17 protein-coding genes and 1 other RNA gene are annotated in these 20,333 nt (G+C 42.3%); 7 read left to right on the top strand and 11 right to left on the bottom strand.

The window, feature by feature from the left end; translation table 11 throughout:
* Window positions 1-17: 17 nt before the first annotated feature.
* The 4 genes from RTP55_RS00275 to glnE form a co-directional block, all read right to left on the bottom strand.
* Window positions 18-890, bottom strand: coding sequence for a glycosyl transferase (locus RTP55_RS00275; protein ID WP_203171746.1), 873 nt, complete (start codon window positions 888-890; stop codon window positions 18-20).
* A 10-nt stretch (window positions 891-900) separates the two neighbouring features.
* Window positions 901-1,728 carry a glycosyl transferase gene (locus RTP55_RS00270; RefSeq protein ID WP_312383316.1) on the bottom strand — a complete coding sequence of 276 codons (828 nt, stop codon included), beginning with the start codon at window positions 1,726-1,728 and terminating at the stop codon, window positions 901-903.
* A 112-nt stretch (window positions 1,729-1,840) separates the two neighbouring features.
* Window positions 1,841-2,785: a branched-chain amino acid transaminase gene (locus RTP55_RS00265; protein WP_007116868.1), complete on the bottom strand. Its 945-nt coding sequence runs from the start codon at window positions 2,783-2,785 to the stop codon at window positions 1,841-1,843.
* 85 nt (window positions 2,786-2,870) lie between these two features.
* Entirely contained in the window at window positions 2,871-5,693 is a 2,823-nt protein-coding gene (glnE, locus tag RTP55_RS00260) for a bifunctional [glutamate--ammonia ligase]-adenylyl-L-tyrosine phosphorylase/[glutamate--ammonia-ligase] adenylyltransferase (protein ID WP_312383313.1), read from the bottom strand.
* Between the two features lie 581 nt (window positions 5,694-6,274).
* On the opposite strand from glnE, the gene phbB reads away from it, so the two are divergent.
* Window positions 6,275-7,048 (top strand): acetoacetyl-CoA reductase, encoded by a 774-nt coding sequence (gene phbB / locus RTP55_RS00255; protein WP_203171743.1) that lies wholly within the window; start codon window positions 6,275-6,277, stop codon window positions 7,046-7,048.
* A gap of 136 nt (window positions 7,049-7,184) precedes the next feature.
* Here the strand turns inward: phbB and rpiA are convergent, their stop codons facing one another.
* Complete coding sequence (gene rpiA / locus RTP55_RS00250; RefSeq protein WP_312383311.1) at window positions 7,185-7,874, bottom strand: ribose-5-phosphate isomerase RpiA; 690 nt, start codon at window positions 7,872-7,874, stop codon at window positions 7,185-7,187.
* A gap of 224 nt (window positions 7,875-8,098) precedes the next feature.
* Between rpiA and ilvA the strand changes: the two genes are divergently transcribed.
* The 3 genes from ilvA (at window position 8,099) to RTP55_RS00235 (ending at window position 12,101) form a co-directional block, all read left to right on the top strand.
* A complete protein-coding gene (ilvA, locus tag RTP55_RS00245) occupies window positions 8,099-9,649 on the top strand; it encodes a threonine ammonia-lyase, biosynthetic (RefSeq protein WP_309577405.1) in 1,551 nt (516 codons plus the stop codon).
* 213 nt (window positions 9,650-9,862) lie between these two features.
* Window positions 9,863-11,206, top strand: a complete 1,344-nt coding sequence (locus tag RTP55_RS00240) for an ABC1 kinase family protein (RefSeq protein WP_312383309.1) — start codon at window positions 9,863-9,865, stop codon at window positions 11,204-11,206.
* A 145-nt stretch (window positions 11,207-11,351) separates the two neighbouring features.
* A complete protein-coding gene (locus RTP55_RS00235; protein WP_060994896.1) occupies window positions 11,352-12,101 on the top strand; it encodes a YebC/PmpR family DNA-binding transcriptional regulator in 750 nt (249 codons plus the stop codon).
* A gap of 47 nt (window positions 12,102-12,148) precedes the next feature.
* On the opposite strand, the gene RTP55_RS00230 is transcribed toward RTP55_RS00235, so the two are convergent.
* Window positions 12,149-12,928, bottom strand: coding sequence for a hypothetical protein (locus RTP55_RS00230; RefSeq protein ID WP_312383306.1), 780 nt, complete (start codon window positions 12,926-12,928; stop codon window positions 12,149-12,151).
* A gap of 236 nt (window positions 12,929-13,164) precedes the next feature.
* Between RTP55_RS00230 and ssrA the strand changes: the two genes are divergently transcribed.
* Window positions 13,165-13,525, top strand: a transfer-messenger RNA (tmRNA) gene (gene ssrA / locus RTP55_RS00225).
* A gap of 340 nt (window positions 13,526-13,865) precedes the next feature.
* On the top strand, window positions 13,866-14,204 hold the full coding sequence (locus RTP55_RS00220) for a septal ring lytic transglycosylase RlpA family protein (RefSeq protein ID WP_065263503.1): 339 nt from the start codon (window positions 13,866-13,868) through the stop codon (window positions 14,202-14,204).
* 82 nt (window positions 14,205-14,286) lie between these two features.
* On the opposite strand, the gene RTP55_RS00215 is transcribed toward RTP55_RS00220, so the two are convergent.
* The 5 genes from RTP55_RS00215 to glnA form a co-directional block, all read right to left on the bottom strand.
* Window positions 14,287-15,462, bottom strand: a complete 1,176-nt coding sequence (locus RTP55_RS00215; protein WP_312383303.1) for a DEAD/DEAH box helicase — start codon at window positions 15,460-15,462, stop codon at window positions 14,287-14,289.
* 124 nt (window positions 15,463-15,586) lie between these two features.
* Window positions 15,587-15,799 carry a cold shock domain-containing protein gene (locus tag RTP55_RS00210; RefSeq protein WP_007116878.1) on the bottom strand — a complete coding sequence of 71 codons (213 nt, stop codon included), beginning with the start codon at window positions 15,797-15,799 and terminating at the stop codon, window positions 15,587-15,589.
* Between the two features lie 272 nt (window positions 15,800-16,071).
* Window positions 16,072-16,734: a 4'-phosphopantetheinyl transferase family protein gene (locus tag RTP55_RS00205; protein WP_312383299.1), complete on the bottom strand. Its 663-nt coding sequence runs from the start codon at window positions 16,732-16,734 to the stop codon at window positions 16,072-16,074.
* A 56-nt stretch (window positions 16,735-16,790) separates the two neighbouring features.
* On the bottom strand, window positions 16,791-17,570 hold the full coding sequence (locus RTP55_RS00200) for a DUF4124 domain-containing protein (RefSeq protein WP_312383297.1): 780 nt from the start codon (window positions 17,568-17,570) through the stop codon (window positions 16,791-16,793).
* 146 nt (window positions 17,571-17,716) lie between these two features.
* Entirely contained in the window at window positions 17,717-19,126 is a 1,410-nt protein-coding gene (gene glnA / locus RTP55_RS00195) for a type I glutamate--ammonia ligase (protein ID WP_065252507.1), read from the bottom strand.
* A gap of 493 nt (window positions 19,127-19,619) precedes the next feature.
* Between glnA and RTP55_RS00190 the strand changes: the two genes are divergently transcribed.
* Window positions 19,620-20,246, top strand: coding sequence for an anthranilate synthase component II (locus tag RTP55_RS00190; RefSeq protein ID WP_312383294.1), 627 nt, complete (start codon window positions 19,620-19,622; stop codon window positions 20,244-20,246).
* The last annotated feature ends 87 nt before the right edge of the window (window positions 20,247-20,333 follow it).

Genomic DNA, 20,333 nt, shown 5'->3' with positions numbered 1-20,333 from the left:
TTTACCCAAATATAGAATTAAGATTTTTGAAAAATTGATTGTAACCAACTTGAGACCTTTGGTGTACGAGTAATGACATTGCCCTTATAGCGTTTATGCTTTTTTTTCGGAAACTCGCCAAACGGCGTAGTGCGATAGTTTTCAATACTATAGCCCGCTTGTATTGCCTCTTGATAATAGGTATCGAAAAGCTCAACCAAATCTTGACGAGGGTGCGGCAAAATCTGCCCATCAAACCAATGCGTTTTGCCCTCGGCTTGTAAGCGCGGTAAGGAATATTTATGGCTAAACTGTGTTCCCATGTCCGAATAATGCAAAATCCGAATATCCTCAATCGCTAAATCTTCGCCATCCACACAATTAAAGCTGTCTTGGTAGAGTTGTATGAGTTGCGGATTGGCTTTAAATTTTGCCATCATTTTGCTATGGCTCTCAGGATCGGCTTGTAGCTGGACTATAGGCTCAAGATAATCCTTGGCTTTTTGGCAATCCCATACGCAGGTGCACAGTCGCATCAAATCGCCATCGCCTTTAGCCGCAAGAATCGCCTCATCGGATATCGGGTGCTGCCACAATTTAGCGATATCGTCCAACATCACCATATCGGCATCCATATAAATCGCCCGTCCGCTAAAGCCACAATATTCGGGGATTGCCCAACGAAAGCCCGAAAACGGGGTCGCCCATTTTTCGGTATGCCAGCCTTCGCCTGTTTGCGGGTTGGAATACCATACGCTGCTTGGGTCACGGCTTAACTGCATCCAGATAATCTCGACAGGCTCGCTGGTATGTTTGTGCAAGCTATAATCTAGCACCATCATCTGCTCAAGGTCGCTGTTATTAGGGTCACAGCCGATAAAAATTTTGATAGGTTGGTCTAAGTTCGCCATAGTTTATCCTCTATTCTCGCCAATGCGTTGCCACCCAATCAGTCGGCAAAATAAAATGGCGTAAATGCGAAATCGGTTTTTTGATTTTTTCAGCGGTGAATAATTGCGCCAAATGGTCTTTGGCATTATCGGCAGAGTTTTTGTTGTATTGTCCTGCAATCGCATTTTGCGGATACAAATCTCCAGGGAAAATAATAATGCGTGCATCATGGGGCAGTTTTGGCGGGATAAAATAATTTAGCGGAAATGGCTGGCGGCATTTGCGGCGAAAATGCACCACCCACTCTTTGGGAAAAAGCTTAACACCACCTGGGGCATTGCGAGTGACAAAACGCTGCTCAAAGCGATATTTATCCGCCACGCCTTGTGGATCGGCACGGAATTTTTCTAGCAAACTAACCAAACTACCGACTTTAAAGCGAAAACACGAGGTTTGACCTAGCTTCTCTAAGGGGTTACTTGGGTTATAAGATAACACCGTCTGATCGTCATCGCCAAAACTAAAAAAGTCATCAAGGCTACCCACTACGACTACATCAAGATCTAAAAATAATACTGTTCCTGTGACATTGCCAAGCTTTGCATTCCAAAGCCGTGACTTAGGCCATTTACCAAGGGTATTGGTAGGCATCACAATATCGCTGGGCGGCAAATCCTGACATTCTACTTCAGGACGGATGCCATCGGTATTGTCGGTAAAGCAGACAAAACGAAACGGCGGGGTGATATTACGGCTTACCATCCCATAGAGTTTATTAACGTAATCTGCGCCATATTTGGTGCCCCATTTGATACAAATAATTTGCTTAAGCGGGGTGGTTGCACTCGATGCTGTCATGTCACTTCCAAAGTACCGATAATTTTTCAAAAAATAAGGATAGTCATTTTAACATAACTATCCTTTTATTTTCACTTATCTACTTATTTTCACTTGTCTACAATTTTACCGATTATTCATCCACGTAGCTGAGCCAGTGCGCGTATTTATCATTTTTGCCTTGCACCACGTCAAAAAATAGACTTTGCAGTTTTTCGGTGATTTCACCACGCGCGCCGCAGCCAATGACGTGGTCATCATATTCACGAATTGGGGTAATCTCGGCAGCAGTACCTGTCATAAAGATTTCATCCGCAATATAAAATTCATCACGGGTAATTCTACGCTCATGCACTTTGATGCCCAAGTCCTGTGCAAACTGTATCACCGTGCGACGGGTAATGCCGTCCAATGCCCCACCTGACAAATCTGGGGTATGCAGCTCACCGTCTTTGACCAAAAATAAGTTTTCCCCTGAGCCTTGACAAACATAGCCTTGGGTATCCATCAATACCGCCTCATCATAGCCATGACGGGTAACTTCTTGATTTGACATGATAGATACTGGGTAGTTGCTGACGGCTTTGGCTTTACACATGGTGACGTTTGGATGGTGATGGGTAAAACTTGAGGTTTTTACACGGATACCTTTTGCCATGCCTTCTTCACCCAGATAAGCGCCCCAAACCCAAGCGGCAACGATGGTGTGAATGCTATTATCTTTGGCAGCGATACCCAATTTTTCAGAACCGACCCAAATCAATGGGCGAAGGTATGCCGATTCAAGGTTATTTTCACGTACCACGGCTTTTTGTGCTTGTAACACTTCTTCATACGAATAGGGTACAGCAAGCTGGAAAATTTTAGCGGAATTTAGCAGGCGCTGGGTATGATCTTCCAGACGAAAAATCGCCGTGCGTCCATCATGGGTTTTGTAGGCTCGAACCCCCTCAAATACGCCCATACCATAGTGCAGTGTATGGGTTAATACGTGGATTTTGGCATCACGCCAGTCTACCATGTTGCCATCCATCCAGATAAAACCATCACGGTCTGCCATGCTGGGAATTGTTGCCATTGATTACTCCTAGTGCTTTGTTTGAAATAAAAAGTTTTTTGTTTGAAATAAAAGTTTTTGTTTGAAATAAAAATTGATGTTACATCTATTCTGGACGCTGCCCGATTAAGCGATGCCATTGCGCATCAACAAAATTACGTAGATCATGCCACTGGGCTTCATCCACCAGTATCGGCTGCTCTGCCAAAGCCAACTGATGCGTCATACTGCGGATGCGAAGATAAGCGTGCGTTAGCTGTTGGCATATTTCGGTTTCGATAATACCTGTTTTGGCAAGCGCTTCAAAGATACGCACATTGTCACTCCAAACTGCCAACGCAGGATAACTATTGGCATACGCCAAGACAGCAAACTGGGCAATAAATTCAATATCAACCAATCCGCCTGCATCTTGTTTCAGATGAAATAACCCTTGCTGCTTGGTGTGCGGTTTGCTGCCCAAATGGTCTTGCATCTTATGCCGCATGGTGGATACTTCGATACGGACACTATCTTTATCACGCGGCAGACACAATACTTCTTTACGAATCTGGTCAAATCGCGTCATCACCCGGCTATCGCCGCAAATGGCACGAGCGCGAACCAACGCTTGGTGTTCCCACGCCCAAGCTTTGTGCATTTGGTAAAGTTCAAACGCATGGGTAGATACCACCATCATACCCGCTTGACCCGAAGGACGCAGGCGCATGTCAATCTCATAGACACGACCATCGCGCGTTTGGGTGGTCAAATAATTCATCAGTTTTTGTGCAAGGCGGGCGGCAAACTTCATACCGCTGATGGGTTTTTCACCGAGCGTCATCGCTTCTTCATCAATGTCATGAATAAACACAAGATCAAGATCTGAGCTATAGCTCATCTCAAGCCCGCCAAGCTTACCATAACCGATAATTGCAAAGCCATTATGCGCCTCACTCACAGGCTCGCCTTGGGCATTGACAGGATAGCCATGTTTTTTTACCAATTCACCAAATACCCGTTGCAACGCTTTTTCAAGCACCACTTCAGCGATAAAGGTGAGTGAATCAGAGACTTTCATCAACGGTCTATCCGCCAACACATCACTCGCCGCCACTGCCAAGACTTGGGTTTTTTTGAAAAAGCGAAAAGCGTTGAGTAGCCCTTCTTCATCATTAGGCTCTACCCGTAACAACTGCTGACGCAGAATGTCACTAAGTTCTGCCTTATCAGGTAAATGACGGTATTTTTCACGGATAAATGAATCTAGCAAAACAGGATAGCTTACCAATTCGCTCGCAATCCAAGGGCTGGCTGCCAACATGGGAATCAATTTGGCGGCTGCCGTTGGGTTTTCGGCAAACATGACCAAATAAATTGACCGACGACTTACCGCCTCTAGCAATGTCAACATTCTAGGTAACGCCACATTGATTGCATCTTCGCTTAAATCAGAATGTAACAACCCATTGATTAGAATCGGATAAGCAGCATTTAAGCGAGTCTTGGCTTCTTCACTAAGCCCTGTGATGAGTTTACTTTGCCAAAACTGGCTTAATTTATCTTTATTCTCAGCGCTTAATTTTTGCTCAAGCTCAGATAAATTGTGCTGATGATCCACTTGCAGTTGTTCATCAGACTGTTGGCGATCACTGACCAGCTCGTCAAAAGGTATTTTGACCATTTGGCGGTATTCATTGAGTTTGGCTAACAAAGCCGCCCAATCGGCAAACCCCAACACTTGGGCAAGCTGATGTCGCTGCATGGCGTCTTGGGGTAGTCGCTGGGTTTGTTCATCATTGATGGCTTGGATGCCATGCTCCAATCTGCGTAAAAAACGATAGGCTTGTGCCAATTGCTCATAGGTCACCGCATCGATAAAGCCATGTTTTTCTAGTTGGCTCATCGCTTGTAGGCAGTTTTTTACTCTAATATCACTGACACGCCCGCCATAAATCAACTGAAACGACTGCACAATAAACTCAATATCACGGATACCCCCTGCCCCAAGCTTGACATTGTCGGTATCTTGACGTTGTTCGACTTGGTTTTGAATCAGCGATTTCATCTCACGCAGGGCGGCAAAGGCACTATAATCGACATAATAACGAAATACAAACGGCTTGATAAGGGCTTTTAAGTTATCGCTAAAGGTGACAGGGTTGACGATTCTGGCTTTTAGCCAAGCAAATCGCTCCCACGCCCGTCCATGTTGGGCAAAATATTTTTCCAGTGCCGATAAATGAATTGCCAAATCACTGCCATCCCCCCAAGGACGAAGGCGCATATCAATGCGAAATACAAAACCATCTTGGGTGTTTTTATCAAGCAGATTGATGATGCCTTGACCCCATTTGGTAAAAAATTTCTTGTTATCGATGGATTTAGCCGCTTTTGACCCTGGTTGTTTTAACGGGTCAACCGCCGTCTCACCTTGCCCCTGATGGACAAAAATCAAATCGATATCGCTTGATAAGTTGAGCTCTTCTGCCCCCATTTTACCCATGGCGATGATGGCTAAATCATCCTTGTGTGGTTTATTTTTTTCATCAAAAAAATACGGCTCACCATAGCGACTGATTAAATCTTGATACACATAGTCTTTGGCAAAGATGAGACAATAATCAGCAAATTTTGATAGCTCCCATGTCAGCTGCTCTAGGCTAATCAGATTTAATGCATCTTGCCAAATCCAGCGCACCATCAACAAATTGCGTAGATGACGCAGCCCCCGCATCACGCTTGCTTCATCCGCCAATTGGTAATCTTCATCCAGCGTATAATCGCGTATTAAATCTTTGATATGTTGGACATCGAGCGTTTGGGTAAGCGGATAGCTTTTTAAAAAGCTTTGTGCAACGTTTGTTTTAGTCTGCCAATACTGATAGCCAAAATTACTCGCTTGCTGTAATACAGCGATTTGTTCTATCGTCGGTAAGAGTTGCGGCATTCTAATTTCCGTATGGCAAATAAATAAACAGACTAAATAAACAGACTCATCTCATCGTGGTATATATAAGTACTAAGCATTCACGCTTGCGTATCGATACAATCAATCTCGTCCAATCAAGTTTGTACAATTAAGCCAAGTTTGTACCATCAAGCGGGAGATTTTGCAATTAGGCTTGATTAACTGCAGTTGATACAGGGTATTTTGCTCAACCTTACATTGCTTAAAGCTTTCCTTATAGCCTAGCACAAACCGCTATTGTTGCAAATTTTTTTAGCACTCAAACCTATAAATACTCGTTTGTGCGTATCAAAATGTTTGTCATAGGAATAAAAACGTAAAAAATATTGGTAGTTATCAAATTTTCATATATGATGAAAAAAACAAGGAAGTAAAAGTCAATAACTTTATGTGAATATTCGGTCTATAGTTTTTTTTGACCCTGATATCAATCGCGTGTGAGTGATATTTTAGCCGCATGTTCAATTGTAAAAAAACCAGCACATTTATATTATAAACTATTTAAATCATTGAATTTTTTAGTACAACAAACAATCACAACAAACAAGGAGCGTACTGTGATGACAACGGACAACTCAACTGCAAACAAAAAAATTGCCCTCGTAACAGGTGCGCTAGGTGGTATTGGCACCGCTATTTGTCATGCGCTAATCCAAGCTGGCTATCATATCATTGCAACCTACACCCATAAAGCGGACAGCACTGTCAACCGCGGCGAAGCTTGGTTAACAGAAGAAGGCATGAATGCCAGCGATTTCACCTTTGTTGAAACCAATCTCACTGACCATGAAGCCGCCACCAAAGCCATTCTTGATGCAATTGAGAAAGCAGGTCACATTGATGTGTTGGTAAATAATGCAGGTATCACCCGTGATACGACTTTCAAAAAAATGACTTATGAGCAATGGTCAGAGGTGATTGATACCAACTTAAAATCACTATTCACGGTCACCCAACCCGTATTTAACAAAATGCTTGAGCAAAAATCTGGGCGTATTGTGAGTATCAGCTCAATTAATGGCTTAAAAGGTCAGTTTGGTCAAACCAACTACTCAGCCACCAAGGCGGGTATCATCGGCTTTAGTAAAGCGTTGGCACAAGAAGGCGCTAAATCTGGGGTGACCGTTAACGTGGTTGCACCGGGTTATACGGGTACTAAAATGGTGATGGCGGTGCCGGAAAAAGTGATGGAAAGCATCAAAGCAGGCATCCCAATGGGTCGTATCGCCCAACCGGAAGAGATTGCCGCTGCCGTGGTGTATTTGGTCAGCGATGGCGCTGCTTATATCACAGGTGAGACCATCAACGTAAATGGCGGTCAATACATGCACTAATGAGCTTGCCATCATCATCTATAAACTAAATCGGTTATAAACTAAATCTGTTATGAACTAAAAAAGACCAGTCATCGTGACTTGGTCTTTTTTGTTGTGTGACAACATTACTGATAACCATTAACTTGCTAGTAACTTAGTTGGCGGTTAATTTTTTTACGCCATCTGCCGTTGCCATCAGCAAGATATCAGCGCGCTGTGCGGTAAATAATCCATTACATACCACCCCAACGATATTGTTTAACTTTGCTTCAAACGCTGCTACCTTCTCAATGTCCAAGCCGATATCTAAGCCATAAACATCCAAAATCAAATTGCCATAATCGGTGACAAATCCTTCACGGTAGACCGGCTCACCGCCAAGCTGCACTAACTCACGCGCCACATATGAGCGCGCTTGCGGCAATACTTCAATCGGTAGTGGAAAGCCAACGCCTAATTGCTGCACCCATTTGCTTTCATCCACCATGCAAATAAACTGCTTAGATGCGGCGGCAACAATTTTTTCACGGGTTAAAGCGCCGCCACCGCCTTTGACTAGCTGTAAGTGCTCGTTTACTTCATCGGCACCATCAATATATAAGTCTAACTCGCCCGTGAAATTTAAATCCATCACCTCAATACCGAGGGCTTTGAGCTTATTTTCGGTGACCTTTGAGCTTGCCACAGCGCCCTTTAGGTTAACTTTTGGCAATAATTCAATGAGGCAGTTGACGGTACTGCCCGTCCCCACACCCAAAATCATGCCTGATTCGATATATTTTAACGCGTCTGCTGCCACGGCTTGTTTTTGTTGTTGTTGCGTGCTTGCATTCATCGTACTCATAGACCCAGCCTTGTTAGGAATTTATCAAAAAAACAGATAGAAAACTTAATGCTATCAATTACCCAACTTATTTTACCGTAAAAGCACTTGCAAGCTAAACCCTAAAGTCCTAATCTAATCACTTATTTTTTACTTCTCTAACGATTTGCTTTGTTTTGGTTATAAAAGCACACAGAGCGTAAAAATAAATCTTCAAACGTATTTTTCAAACTTAGGTCATTATTATGTTATCAGATTGGGTACGCCTTATCCTTCAAGCGACCGTGTATGATGCTGCTATTCAAACGCCGCTTGAACCCGCCAAAAAACTCAGTGAACGGTTTAACAACGATATTCGTTTTAAACGTGAAGATTTTCAGCCAGTGTTTTCTTTTAAGCTGCGGGGTGCCTACAATCGAATTAGCCAGTTAAGCGAAGTAGACAAAGCCAAAGGCGTGATTTGTGCCTCTGCCGGCAACCACGCGCAAGGCGTCGCCTTCTCGGCTAGCCGCTTGGGACTCAATAACATTATCGTGATGCCAACCACCACCCCCGATATCAAAGTCAGTGCCGTCAAGTCTTTGGGCGGTAATGTGGTGCTATATGGCGATAGTTTTGATGAATCTAACCGCTATGCCATTGAACGCGCCCAAACCGATGGTTTGACCTTTATTCCGCCGTATGACGATGAATTGGTCATCGCAGGTCAAGGTACCATTGCCATGGAGCTAGTACAACAATGGCGTAAAATGGAATATGTGTTTGTTGCCGTTGGTGGCGGTGGCTTAATCTCAGGTGTGGCAGCGTTTTTGGGGGAAGTCGCACCGCATGTCAAAGTCGTGGCGGTCGAGCCAGAAGAAGCAGCCTGTTTAAAAATCGCGCTTGATACCGGTGAACGCAAGCGCTTACCCCAAGTGGGGTTGTTTGTCGATGGTGTGGCAGTCGCGCAGCTGGGTGAAATACCGTTTGACGTCTGCCGTATGCCAAAAAGCAATAACTCAGGTCCTGTGGTCGAGCCTGATGTGGTCACTTGTAGCAATGATGAAGTGTGTGCGGCGATTAAAGACGTGTATGATGAAACCCGCACCATCGTCGAGCCTGCAGGTGCATTGGCGGTCGCGGGTATGAAAAAATACATCGAAGATCATAATCTACAGGGCAAAAACTGTGTGGCGATTTTATGTGGTGCCAACATGAATTTTGACCGGTTACGCTATATCGCTGAACGTACCGAAATTGGTGAGAAAAAAGAAGCGATTTTTGGGGTGACCATTCCTGAGCGCACAGGCGCCTTCTTGGATTTTTGCCGCTCACTCAAAGGTCGCAACATCACCGAATTTAACTACCGCATCAACACCAACCCCAACTACGCCCATCACGCTGCCAATATTTTTGTCGGTATCGCCCTCAAAGAAGGGGAAAAAGAGCGCAAAGCAATCCACCAGTTACTCAATGAAGCCGATGATGCCGCGATTGATTTGACCGATGATGAGGTCGCCAAGACCCATATTCGCTATTTAATCGGTGGGCACGCGGGATTAAAAGACGAGCAATTATTTCGCATCGAATTTCCCGAGCGTCCTGGCGCGCTGCTCAACTTCCTTGAAAAATTGGGCTCACAGTTTAATATTTCTTTATTCCACTATCGTAATCATGGGGCGGCTGAAGGGCGTATCTTAGCGGGCATTCAAATGGGTGAGCAAACCGCCGAGCAATTACTTGCCAAGCTGCAAGACATTGGCTATGAGTGCGAAAACCTAACCGATAACTTGGGCTATCGCTTATTTTTACAATAGTTTTTTAATGATTTGGATAAACAAGGTGTCATCGTGGCGCCTTTTTTTGTGCCAAGTTTTTTATGCCAAGCTATACACAAAATTCGCTAAATTTCAGCACGGTACATAGCAAAAATAGCCATTTTCTGCTAATCTCAATACTTAAAACTTGATAATTTACCTGATAGTTTCACTGATAAATTAATTAAAGAATTCTGCTATAAGACAACTACTATGTCATCAAAAAAACGTTTTTTAAAACTTGCCGGTATGACTGCCAGTATCGCAGGAAAAGCAGCTAAAAATTCTATTAAGTCTTTTGCAGGCTCTGAAGAAGATAAACTCACAGCCCGTAGCGAAATGCTGCAAACCGTAGGGCTGCAAATCGCCGACACCTTAGGCGAAATGAAAGGCGCGGTGATGAAAGTGGGTCAAATTGCCTCGCAGTATAAAGATGTGTTCCCCCCTGAAGTCTCAAAAGCGCTGGAGAAATTACAAAAAGACGCACCGCCCATGCCGTTTGCCGTCATCAAACAGCAGGTTGAAAAAGAATTGGGGCAACCGATTGAGGCGTTGTTTGCCCAGTTTGAGCAATCACCCTTTGCGGCAGCCTCTATCGGTCAAGTCCATAAAGCGGTGTTGCCAACCGGTGAAGCGGTCGTAGTCAAAGTGCAATACCCCGACGTTGATACCAGTATCGATAGTGACTTAAAACACGTTCGCTTGGCGCTTAAGATAACTGGCGTGCTCAATATGGATAAAACCTTGCAAGATAAAATTTTTGCAGAAATCCGTGATAGCCTGTATGACGAGCTTGATTACACCAAAGAAGCCCATAATTTGGCAATTTTTGGCAGTTTTCACAGCGATGATGATGGGCTGATTATCCCCAAAGTTTTTCATAGCCATTCGACTAAACGGATTTTGACCCTATCACAAGAGCTGGGTGAAAAGCTCGAAGTGGCTGCCACTTGGGACAATGCCATCAAACAAAAGATCGCCACTCGCCTATTTGATTTTAGTGCCGGTCAATTGTTCAAACTGTATCGTCTGCATTGTGACCCCCATCCAGGTAACTTTGCGTTTCGTCCTGATGGCTCGGTCATTGCCTATGACTTTGGTGGTATCAAATCTTACAGCCATGACGAAGTTGCGTTATTCAAACGTTTTGCCATCCATTGCTTAAGCGGTGATGTGACAGCGCTTGAGCAAGATTTGGTCAGCATTGGCATCAAAAAAGACAATGATGGACCACTGCCCACAGACTTTTATAACGATTGGTTGCAGATTGGTTTGACCCCGTATGGTTTTACCCAGTTGTTTGATTTATCCAAACACGCACCTTATGACTTTGCCACTAGCCAAACCCATTTTCAAGCGATTGCCAAAGCAAAAGAGTCGCTTAAATACTGGCAAAGCTTTCAGCCTGCCCCACTGACCATGATGCTTGATCGAACCATTTCTGGACAGTACTGGAACTTGGTCAATTTAAAAGTAACCATTGATTTAAGTGAGTTGATACACCGCTACATTGATTTGCCGACATTGCCACGACCTGATGATTCGCCTCGCTCTTAGGTTTGATTTTAACTTTCAATAACATTTCCTACGATGACATAGGCGCAACCCCCTATCAAAAATCGGGGTTGCTCGTTTATAATAGCGCACGCAAAATTTTGAAAATCAGATTGTTACGTTAGATAGTTAGATAAAGGATACACTCATGGCCGGACATTCCAAGTGGGCAAACATCAAACACCGTAAAGCCAAACAAGATGCGGCAAAAGGTAAAGTCTTTACCAAAATCATTCGTGAGCTGGTCTCCGCTGCCAAACAAGGCGACCCAGACCCAGCGAGTAACCCACGTTTGCGTGCGGCGGTGGAAAAAGCCAACTCAGTTAATATGACCAAAGACACTGTAAAACGGGCGATTGAACGTGGTGCAGGCGGCGGTGACAATGACAACATGCAAGAAATCACCTATGAAGGCTATGGCTTGGGCGGTGTTGCAGTGATTGTCGAGACCATGACGGATAACCTCAACCGTACTGTTGGCGAAGTGCGTCATGCTTTTAGCAAAAATGGTGGCAACTTGGGTACATCAGGCTCAGTGGCTTATATGTTTAGCAAACGCGGTGAAATTACCTTTGATGATGTTTCGCTAGAAGACACCATCATGGAAGTCGCACTTGAAGCCGGGGCAACCGATATTGAAAATAACGGTGATAGCATCACAGTGGTCACTGAGCCAGAGAATTTCGGTGACGTGATGGATGCCTTAGAAAAAGCCGGTTTAAAATCCGACAACGCAGAAGTGACAATGTCTCCTTCAACCATGGCGGATGTCACTGATGTCGAAGATGCTAAAAAAATCATGAAAATGATTGATATGCTAGAAGATTTGGACGATGTACAAGAAGTCTATACCAACGTCAACTTTACCGATGATGTCATGGAACAACTCGATGATTAAATGAAATTTTTCAGCATAAAAAAGGCTAAATTTAGATTTAGCCTTTTTTATTGAGCAACTTGTAACAATGTCGTGGTGGGATATAAGGTTAAAAACACTCGATTAAACTCACTACCGTGATGCAATACTTCACTTGTGTCAAAAGTTAATACGCCCTTTTCTTGCTGTTCATTGGTATGAATCAACAACCAGATTTCATCCAACGCTCTTTTTTTGTGGTACGCTTGGACTTTATGCGCTTTTTTACTCATCACCGCATCAATATCACTTTGATTGATGTAGGAATCAATCGGTAAATCTTCGTTTTCATTTGCCATATCGGTAAAAAACGCACTGGGTAACCAACGCATGGTTTTGGCAATACCGTTTTGTAATTTACTACTGAGCGTAGGATGTGGCAAATCACTCGATGGCTCAATAAACTGCTGGGATAAATTCAGAATTTTACGGTTATCAATTTTTTGCCAATCGCCCTTGACACTTAATATCTCACCGTGACAATTAAACTGCGTCGGGGTAAATTTGGTGGACAGTTGTAATAGCGACTGCCAGTACCAACGTTTTAACATTAAATTGTCATTACCGAGTCTATCGCGTAGTCTTGGCAAAGTGGTCAATTCGATGCCAATGGTATATTCACCTTTGTCACAATAAAAAATACAGGTAAAATCAGGCTCATTACCGTCATCCGTACCTGAGATGGTCTTGGCAGGATGTAAATGCAGCATGGCTAAAAAATGTGCCAAATACACCCATTCACGCTGGCGTTTGAGCTGATTTTGCGACATCCGCATGATGCTTGGCGAATTTTTTTTGTTCTCTGCCATTCATTAATTACCTGTAGCTTGTTCAATTGACTCAGTCTAATGTTCCATTGATTAAAATATATCAAAAAAATTTTACTTACTTCAACAGTTTAGCTTATCAGCTCAATACGTCAAAATCATGACAATAATTTGGACTGTATTAAGTTGCTGTGTGTGTTTTTAGTAATTTATCTAACTATTATGACGTTTAGCCTTGTATTTTAAGCTATTAACCTTATATAATTCACAGTTCATTTGGGGATGTTCTGGCTTCGACGCTGGTAATGAAACTCAATGATGCATGTCGAGTGAGTATGTCCACTCGTAAATAAAATATACATTTTAAACTAGTCGCAAACGACGAAACTTACGCTCTAGCAGCCTAAGCGCTGCTTGGGACGGCACAGATTGCCATTGGTCTGGTTGCTCTCCTTGAAGCGAACGCACGATGGATAGCTTAAATTGTTGTCTCGCCAATTTGAGCAAAACTTAAGAGGCTCGTGGTTGACATCCTGACTGTCGGTTCGCCAACCATTAAAGCCATAGACAGAATCTAAACATGTAGAGTCATGGGCGTAGTGCTGGCGGACGCGGGTTCAACTCCCGCCATCTCCACCATATATAAAAAAGAGAATGCAATAACTTGCATTCTCTTTTTTTTGCATTTTTTATATCCCTTTAGTTACTCAAGATAGCATTTTTACATAAAATCAACAGGTTAGAAAAACTAGCTGATATGGTTACATAACTTATATGTTTAGCAAAATACATCCGATATTAAAGATTTTGTTTACAATAAATTATTTGAAATAACATAACTTTGTAATTAGAATACACACCGCTTAAGTGATATTAAACAATATTACTTTGTTTTTAATATGTAAATCACGGGAAATGCCCCTTGATACCTTTAAGTAGTCAGATTATTGACCGCTTTAATTGATAAAAGGAACATCCGATGAAATATATCATTGCCAGTTTGTTTGTTACTACTTTAGTCACCCAGCAAGCCAACGCTGCTGTTGTTTCATGGTATGGTGGCAAGCATCATGGTCGTACCACGGCGTCTGGCGAGAAATTCAATCAACATGCACTGACTGCAGCTAGCAACGTGCACAAATTAGGTAGCCGGCTCAAAGTTACCAACAAAGCCAACGGCAAAAGTGTAGTGGTACGCGTGACTGACACAGGCGGGTTCGGCAAATATGGCCGTACGCTAGATTTGTCAAAAGGTGCTTTTAGCAGAATTGCTAATCTTTCAAACGGCCTTGCTAAAGTCGATATCGTTAGATTATAGCGTTATTTTTATTAATGTATTTTACCGTAAAAAAGGGCGCTATTGATTGATAGCGCCCTTCATGTTTTATCACTTAAAAAATTTAATCCTCTAAAAAACGGGTATCATTCGACCATTGCTGCATTTTGATACTTTCATCCAAATATTGCTCGATAGCCGGCAAGTTAAACCCGTCGTTTTCACTGATAAAGCTAATACTCATGCCTTTATTGCCTGCCCTACCGGTGCGACCGATACGATGAACGTAATCATCAGGACTGTCTGGCAGCGTATAATTGACCACACAAGCCACATCATCCACATGAATACCTCGCCCTGCGACATCCGTAGCCACTAAAATATTGGCATCGCCTTGACGAAATTGTGCCAAATACTTCTCGCGTTTGGCCTGTATGACATCCCCTGACAATATCACTACTTTATACTGACGATTAAGTTTGTCATACAGGCGTTTGACTTGGTCTTTACGATTGGCAAAGACAATGATTTTATTGGGAGAAATTTTTTCAATAATTTGCTGTAACGCCGCCAGCTTATCCGATTCCATCAAGGTGAAAAATAGCTGCTCGATGTTTTGACTGGTTTTTTGCTCGGGCGCAATCTCTACAAAAATCGGTTGATATAACCAGCGATAAGCTAAATTCATCACATCTTGGTTAAAGGTAGCGGAGAAAAGCAGGGTTTGCCGATGCGTATTGGCGGGCATCATACGAATCAACCGTTTGATATCAGGTATAAACCCCATATCTAGCATTCTATCCGCTTCATCTAATACCAAAATTTCAAGACGATCAAGATACACATGGTGCTGAAAGCAAAAATCAATCAAACGACCTGGGGTGGCGATGATGATATCGACAAACTTTTGATGCAGCTGCTTTGACTGCGTGTCATAGTCTGTGCCACCGAGTAAACAAACAGTATGCAGTTTGGTAAACTTGGTGAGCTCAAGGCAATCTTGATAAATTTGTTGAGCCAGTTCTCGAGTTGGCGCCAACACCAGTGCACGGGTTTCACCCAAAAAACGATCGCCATCAATCTCAGGGTTTAGAGGATTATTCAGCAATTCATTGATGATGGTGAGTAAAAACGTTGCTGTCTTACCTGTACCTGTTTGTGCCTGCCCAATGGCATCTTGCCCAGCGAGTGTATTGGGCAATATTTGCGCTTGGATAGGGGTTAGCGTTTGATAGCCTAATTGATCAATCGCTTGTTTAAGCGCTGGATGAAGGGGTAATTGTGAGAAAGTTTGAAACACAGAGAGTTAACCTATTTTGACCAATCAATCATTGGCTATGAGAAACAACAAAAACCAAGTTAATGACATCAACTTGGTTTGCAAAAAGGTCAAAAATAACACTTTAACCCCTTTTTGGCTTAACTTATTCGACTTTGGTAACTTCTTCAGCTTGAAGACCTTTTTGACCTTCAACCACGATGAATTCAACTTTTTGACCATCTTGAAGTGAACGGTAGCCGTCACCTTGAATCGCGCGGAAATGAACAAAAATATCTTCGCCGCTGTTACGCTGAATAAATCCAAAACCTTTTGAATCATTAAACCATTTTACAATGCCTTGTTCACGAACTGACATATTATAACTTCCTTTAACACTATTAATGGTAGGTTTATAAAGTAGTTTTTTAGCCAAGGCTAGTTAAGCCTAGTTAAGTTTAGCTACCCGCTACCTACGCCTGCTAATTAATGTACTAGTTAAGCTTTTGTAATAGTTTGTTAAAACATTTCTCTACAATGTCGCTTACATAGTAAATTGTTCTTATAGCAATCATAGCATGGGTTTTTTACAAAAAAAAGTAATTTCGTAAGAATTGGTTATTTTTTTAAATAGCGATTTTTTAGCCTTATTTAACGGTTTACAATAATAAAACTACAGGGTTGGCTACTAAAATTGCCAACTATTTTAGCGTCGGTTTGCACACATTGTATGGGCTTATCTTTAGCATTTATCTCATCGATGCCAATAAGTTGATTGATAACCTCTTCGCCCAATTCATCTAGCACATCATGTTTTAATTCTTTGATTAATTGCTTATCGACATTCTGATGGGTTTTGATGGCACATTCTTTAAGTCGCCATAGTAGGTTTCGTAAAACTGCTTGATTGACTGCAGGCTTTTGATTCAACCATTGATATTCATGAGGTGAAAAAAAGCGTGAAGCAACCTGATGACTAATTGCGCTGTCTTCGACATCAATGCCGATATTGGCATAGGGCGAAATCAATACTGCGGCATGTTGGCGGCTATGGCTAAAACTGACATACCAAATGTAACCATCAGCCGTTATAAAATGATAAGGAAAGTTTGCATCCATTAACTCGCCTGTCAAATTAAGCGCTTGCTGTAGCTTTTTTAGCAATTGACGACAAGACATCGACCCTAATTTATGGGTTGACCCTGATTTATTGATTGACCTTATTTTATTTGTTGGTAAGGTAACCTGTTCACCCAAATTATGATGAATATCAATAGCCACCCAGCTATGGTCTTCGATTGGATAAAGCTGCATCGGTGATGGTAGTGCCTTGTTGTATAAATAATTGTATAAATAAATTTAACGATAGCTTAAAGTATTAAAGTATTTTTTTTATACCAAGGTTGATTGGCTTTCTTCTTTTGTATTTGCGCAATCGCTTTACGTTTTTTTTGATACAGTACATTATTACTGATGAGAGTGATAGCGCGAGTGTCTTGCGCGATGACTTCCCCTAAGACGTTTTCAACATTTACGGTAATGGCATAAGGGTTAGGATCGAGCGTGGTAGTTGCAATAGTATAGCTAGTGTCTTTTATGGTCGCTAAGGTTTGGTTATTGAGTTGATAGACGATTCTATCGCCTGTTTTTAAACTCGGTGTCAACGCAACGTTAATCTCAATGGGTTGACTACCCCGTCGCAGCGTTTGCCCGGCTTCAGGCGATACAATGTTTAATACATAATCGCCCTGCTGGCTTGCTGAGATGGATTGGGTGGATAAGCGACCAGTTAAGCTATCACCTAATCTATCAGGCAAGCGATTGTCAGTAGCCGTACTCGCTGCGTTATTAACTTCATTGTTCAAGTTATTAGATGTCGTTGTTGATTGATTGGTCGTCGATGATACTTGTGATTGGGTGGGTAATTTATCTAATACGCTGATATTTTTGCTGTTTTTATTATATTGATAAGCGGTATTGATATTATCGGTATATACCACTTGACCGTCTGAGGTGGTCGTCTTATACACTTCAGCATGACTTAACTGTGACAGCAATAACACTACAGCCGTGAGTATAAAGCTATACCGTAAACCGCTATTATTATCGGTACTATATTTATTATCCGTACTATATTTTGTCAAAATCATATAAGCCTTCCCCTCAAAACCCATTATTGTGCATATTTTAGCAAGCTTGATAATCAATCCCTAAATAATTTTGCCTATTAAACTAAAAATTTCACATAAAAAAACCCAACTTAATGTGAAGTTGGGTTTTTTGAAAAGCGAACTTATTAGCAGCTGTAGTACATATCAAATTCGATTGGATGAACTGATACGTTGTAACGCTCTACTTCTTCTTTTTTCAAGGCAATGTAAGCGTCAAGCATTTCTTTGGTAAATACGCCACCTTTGGTTAAGAACTCATGGTCGTCTTCTAACGCTTTAAGCGCAACTTCCAAGTTTTCCGCCACCGTTGGGATCAATGCTTCTTCTTCTGGTGGAAGGTCGTATAAGTTTTTGTCTGCGGCTTCGCCTGGATGGATTTTGTTTTGGATACCATCAAGCGCTGCCATCAACAATGCGGCAAAGCAAAGGTAAGGGTTGGCTGCTGGGTCTGGGAAACGTGCTTCGATACGTTTGCCTTTCGGGCTTGCCACGTATGGAATACGAATTGACGCTGAGCGGTTACGCGCTGAATAAGCCAGTTTAATAGGCGCTTCGTAATGCGGTACTAGGCGTTTATAGCTGTTGGTTGATGGGTTAGTGATGGCATTTAATGCACGAGCATGTTTGATGATACCACCGATTGCGTATAAAGCAGTTTCTGATAACCCTGCGTATTCATCACCGGCAAAGGTGTTTTTGCCATCTTTTTGGATTGACAAGTGAACGTGCATACCTGAACCATTATCACCAACCATCGGTTTTGGCATAAAGGTCGCAGTCTTACCATATTCGTGTGCAACGTTGTGTACTGCATATTTGAACTGTTGTACTTCGTCCGCTTTACGAACTAGGGTATTAAATGATACACCGATTTCTAGCTGGCAAGAGGCAACTTCATGGTGATGCACTTCAACACGGCCTTCACCCATAATCGCTTCTACCGCGGCACACATATCAGCGCGCATATCTTGTGAGCTATCAACGGGTGGTACTGGGAAGTAACCGCCTTTGACGCGTGGACGGTGCGCATAGTTACCGCCTTCCATTTCTTTATCGGTTGACCAAGCGGCTTCATCAGCTGAGATGGTGTGACGGGCGCCTGACATATCGATTGACCATTTTACATCATCAAATACGAAAAATTCTGGCTCTGGACCAAAGAATGCGGTATCGCCGATACCCGTTGATTTTAGGTATTCTTCAGCACGTCGCGCGATTGAACGTGGGTCACGGTCATAACCTTGCATGGTTGATGGCTCGATAACGTCACAGGTCACAACAACGGTCGTTTCACGAAAGAAAGGATCGACGAATGCGGTATCAGCATCTGGCATCAAAATCATATCTGACGCTTCAATGCCTTTCCAACCAGCAATTGATGAACCATCAAACATTTTACCTTCTTCAAAAATGTCTTCGTCCATGCTGTCAGCTGGATAGCTTACATGTTGCTCTTTACCTTTAGTGTCGGTAAAGCGAAAATCTACCCACTTTGCTTCGCTAGATTTGATTAAATCTAAAAATTTATTCGACATTGCTCGTTTCCTTTTACTTACGCAAAAAATGATTAAAAAAACGTTACGCCACTTTATACTCTTTTCGGTGCTGTGACAAGAGATAAACAAAGTGGTGCTTGTTGAATTTAAACTTTCAAGTTATGTGCCAACTTTTGCACTATCATGCTAAATATTAAATTTTTATATCAAATTCAATGAGTTATTTGAGAGTGGATTTAATGATAAAATTGGCTGATATGACTATCTGCCTAGATAACCTTCAAATCACTATAGGGCCTTAACACTTGCACCATTTTAATTAAAATTTTATCGATATTCACTTTTATGGTGCATAAAATATGTATTTAACTATTTTAGTGAAAATCATTAACATTGATTTCTGCTACTCTGTTTCACTTATTCGGTTTCAGTTACTTGTAGAATGGTTGTGATAAAATACTTGATTAAAATAATGGTGAAGTTTTTTCATCGGCTAACCATCGTCCAATAATTACATGATAGGGTTTCTGGATTGCTACTTTTTATTGATAACTACGACAGTTTTACCTACAATTTGGTGCAGTATTTTGAGCAATTGGGGCAACCCGTTGAAGTCTGGCGCAATGATGCTTGCAGCAGTGAAGATATCATTCGTTTAAATCCCGATTATTTGGTCATTGGCCCTGGACCTTGCACGCCAAGCGATGCAGGCAATACGTTGAGTTTTATCAAAGACTGTGCCGGCATTATTCCTATATTAGGCGTTTGCTTGGGTCATCAAGCGATTGGGCAAGCATTTGGCGCCAATATCATTCGATGCCCAACGATTATGCATGGGCGGGTGTCGCAAGTTTTTCATCACCATCAAGGGATATTTGCCGGGCTTCCCTCACCTTTTAACGCCACTCGCTATCATTCTTTAGCGATTGCGACAGACAGTTTGCCTGATTGTCTAGAGGTTACCGCATGGTGTGATGATATTCACCCAAATAATTCTCTGCCATCCACTACTGTGATGGGCATTCGGCATCAAACATTGCCGATTGAAGGGGTGCAGTTTCATCCAGAATCTATTTTGAGTGAGCATGGGTATACGATTTTGAAAAATTTTTTAGCTAACTATGAAAACCATGAAAACTATCAAAACGCTAACTATTAGACTGGGATAATTGAGTTTTGCGGCTTAAAGTTTGGCTTTAAAACTTGGCTTTAAAACCTGGCTTTAAAACCTGGCTTTGTTATAGTA

Source organism: Moraxella sp. CTOTU47579, from assembly GCF_032004885.1.
Lineage (GTDB): Bacteria > Pseudomonadota > Gammaproteobacteria > Pseudomonadales > Moraxellaceae > Faucicola > Faucicola tetraodonis.
Note: the sequence above shows the minus strand (reverse complement) of the source record. Positions and strands in the feature narration are given on the sequence as shown.

Bases quoted from the DNA above. Each gene is read 5' to 3' on its own strand.
- RTP55_RS00230 (WP_312383306.1), bottom strand. From the start codon at position 12,928: ATGGCAGAGAACAAAAAAAATTCGCCAAGCATCATGCGGATGTCGCAA.
- glnE (WP_312383313.1), bottom strand. From the start codon at position 5,693: ATGCCGCAACTCTTACCGACGATAGAACAAATCGCTGTATTACAGCAA.
- ilvA (WP_309577405.1), top strand. From the start codon at position 8,099: ATGTTATCAGATTGGGTACGCCTTATCCTTCAAGCGACCGTGTATGAT.
- RTP55_RS00275 (WP_203171746.1), bottom strand. From the start codon at position 890: ATGGCGAACTTAGACCAACCTATCAAAATTTTTATCGGCTGTGACCCT.
- RTP55_RS00240 (WP_312383309.1), top strand. From the start codon at position 9,863: ATGTCATCAAAAAAACGTTTTTTAAAACTTGCCGGTATGACTGCCAGT.
- RTP55_RS00235 (WP_060994896.1), top strand. From the start codon at position 11,352: ATGGCCGGACATTCCAAGTGGGCAAACATCAAACACCGTAAAGCCAAA.
- rpiA (WP_312383311.1), bottom strand. From the start codon at position 7,874: ATGAGTACGATGAATGCAAGCACGCAACAACAACAAAAACAAGCCGTG.
- RTP55_RS00210 (WP_007116878.1), bottom strand. From the start codon at position 15,799: ATGTCAGTTCGTGAACAAGGCATTGTAAAATGGTTTAATGATTCAAAA.
- RTP55_RS00220 (WP_065263503.1), top strand. From the start codon at position 13,866: ATGAAATATATCATTGCCAGTTTGTTTGTTACTACTTTAGTCACCCAG.
- RTP55_RS00205 (WP_312383299.1), bottom strand. From the start codon at position 16,734: ATGCAGCTTTATCCAATCGAAGACCATAGCTGGGTGGCTATTGATATT.
- phbB (WP_203171743.1), top strand. From the start codon at position 6,275: ATGACAACGGACAACTCAACTGCAAACAAAAAAATTGCCCTCGTAACA.
- RTP55_RS00270 (WP_312383316.1), bottom strand. From the start codon at position 1,728: ATGACAGCATCGAGTGCAACCACCCCGCTTAAGCAAATTATTTGTATC.
- RTP55_RS00265 (WP_007116868.1), bottom strand. From the start codon at position 2,785: ATGGCAACAATTCCCAGCATGGCAGACCGTGATGGTTTTATCTGGATG.
- glnA (WP_065252507.1), bottom strand. From the start codon at position 19,126: ATGTCGAATAAATTTTTAGATTTAATCAAATCTAGCGAAGCAAAGTGG.
- RTP55_RS00200 (WP_312383297.1), bottom strand. From the start codon at position 17,570: ATGATTTTGACAAAATATAGTACGGATAATAAATATAGTACCGATAAT.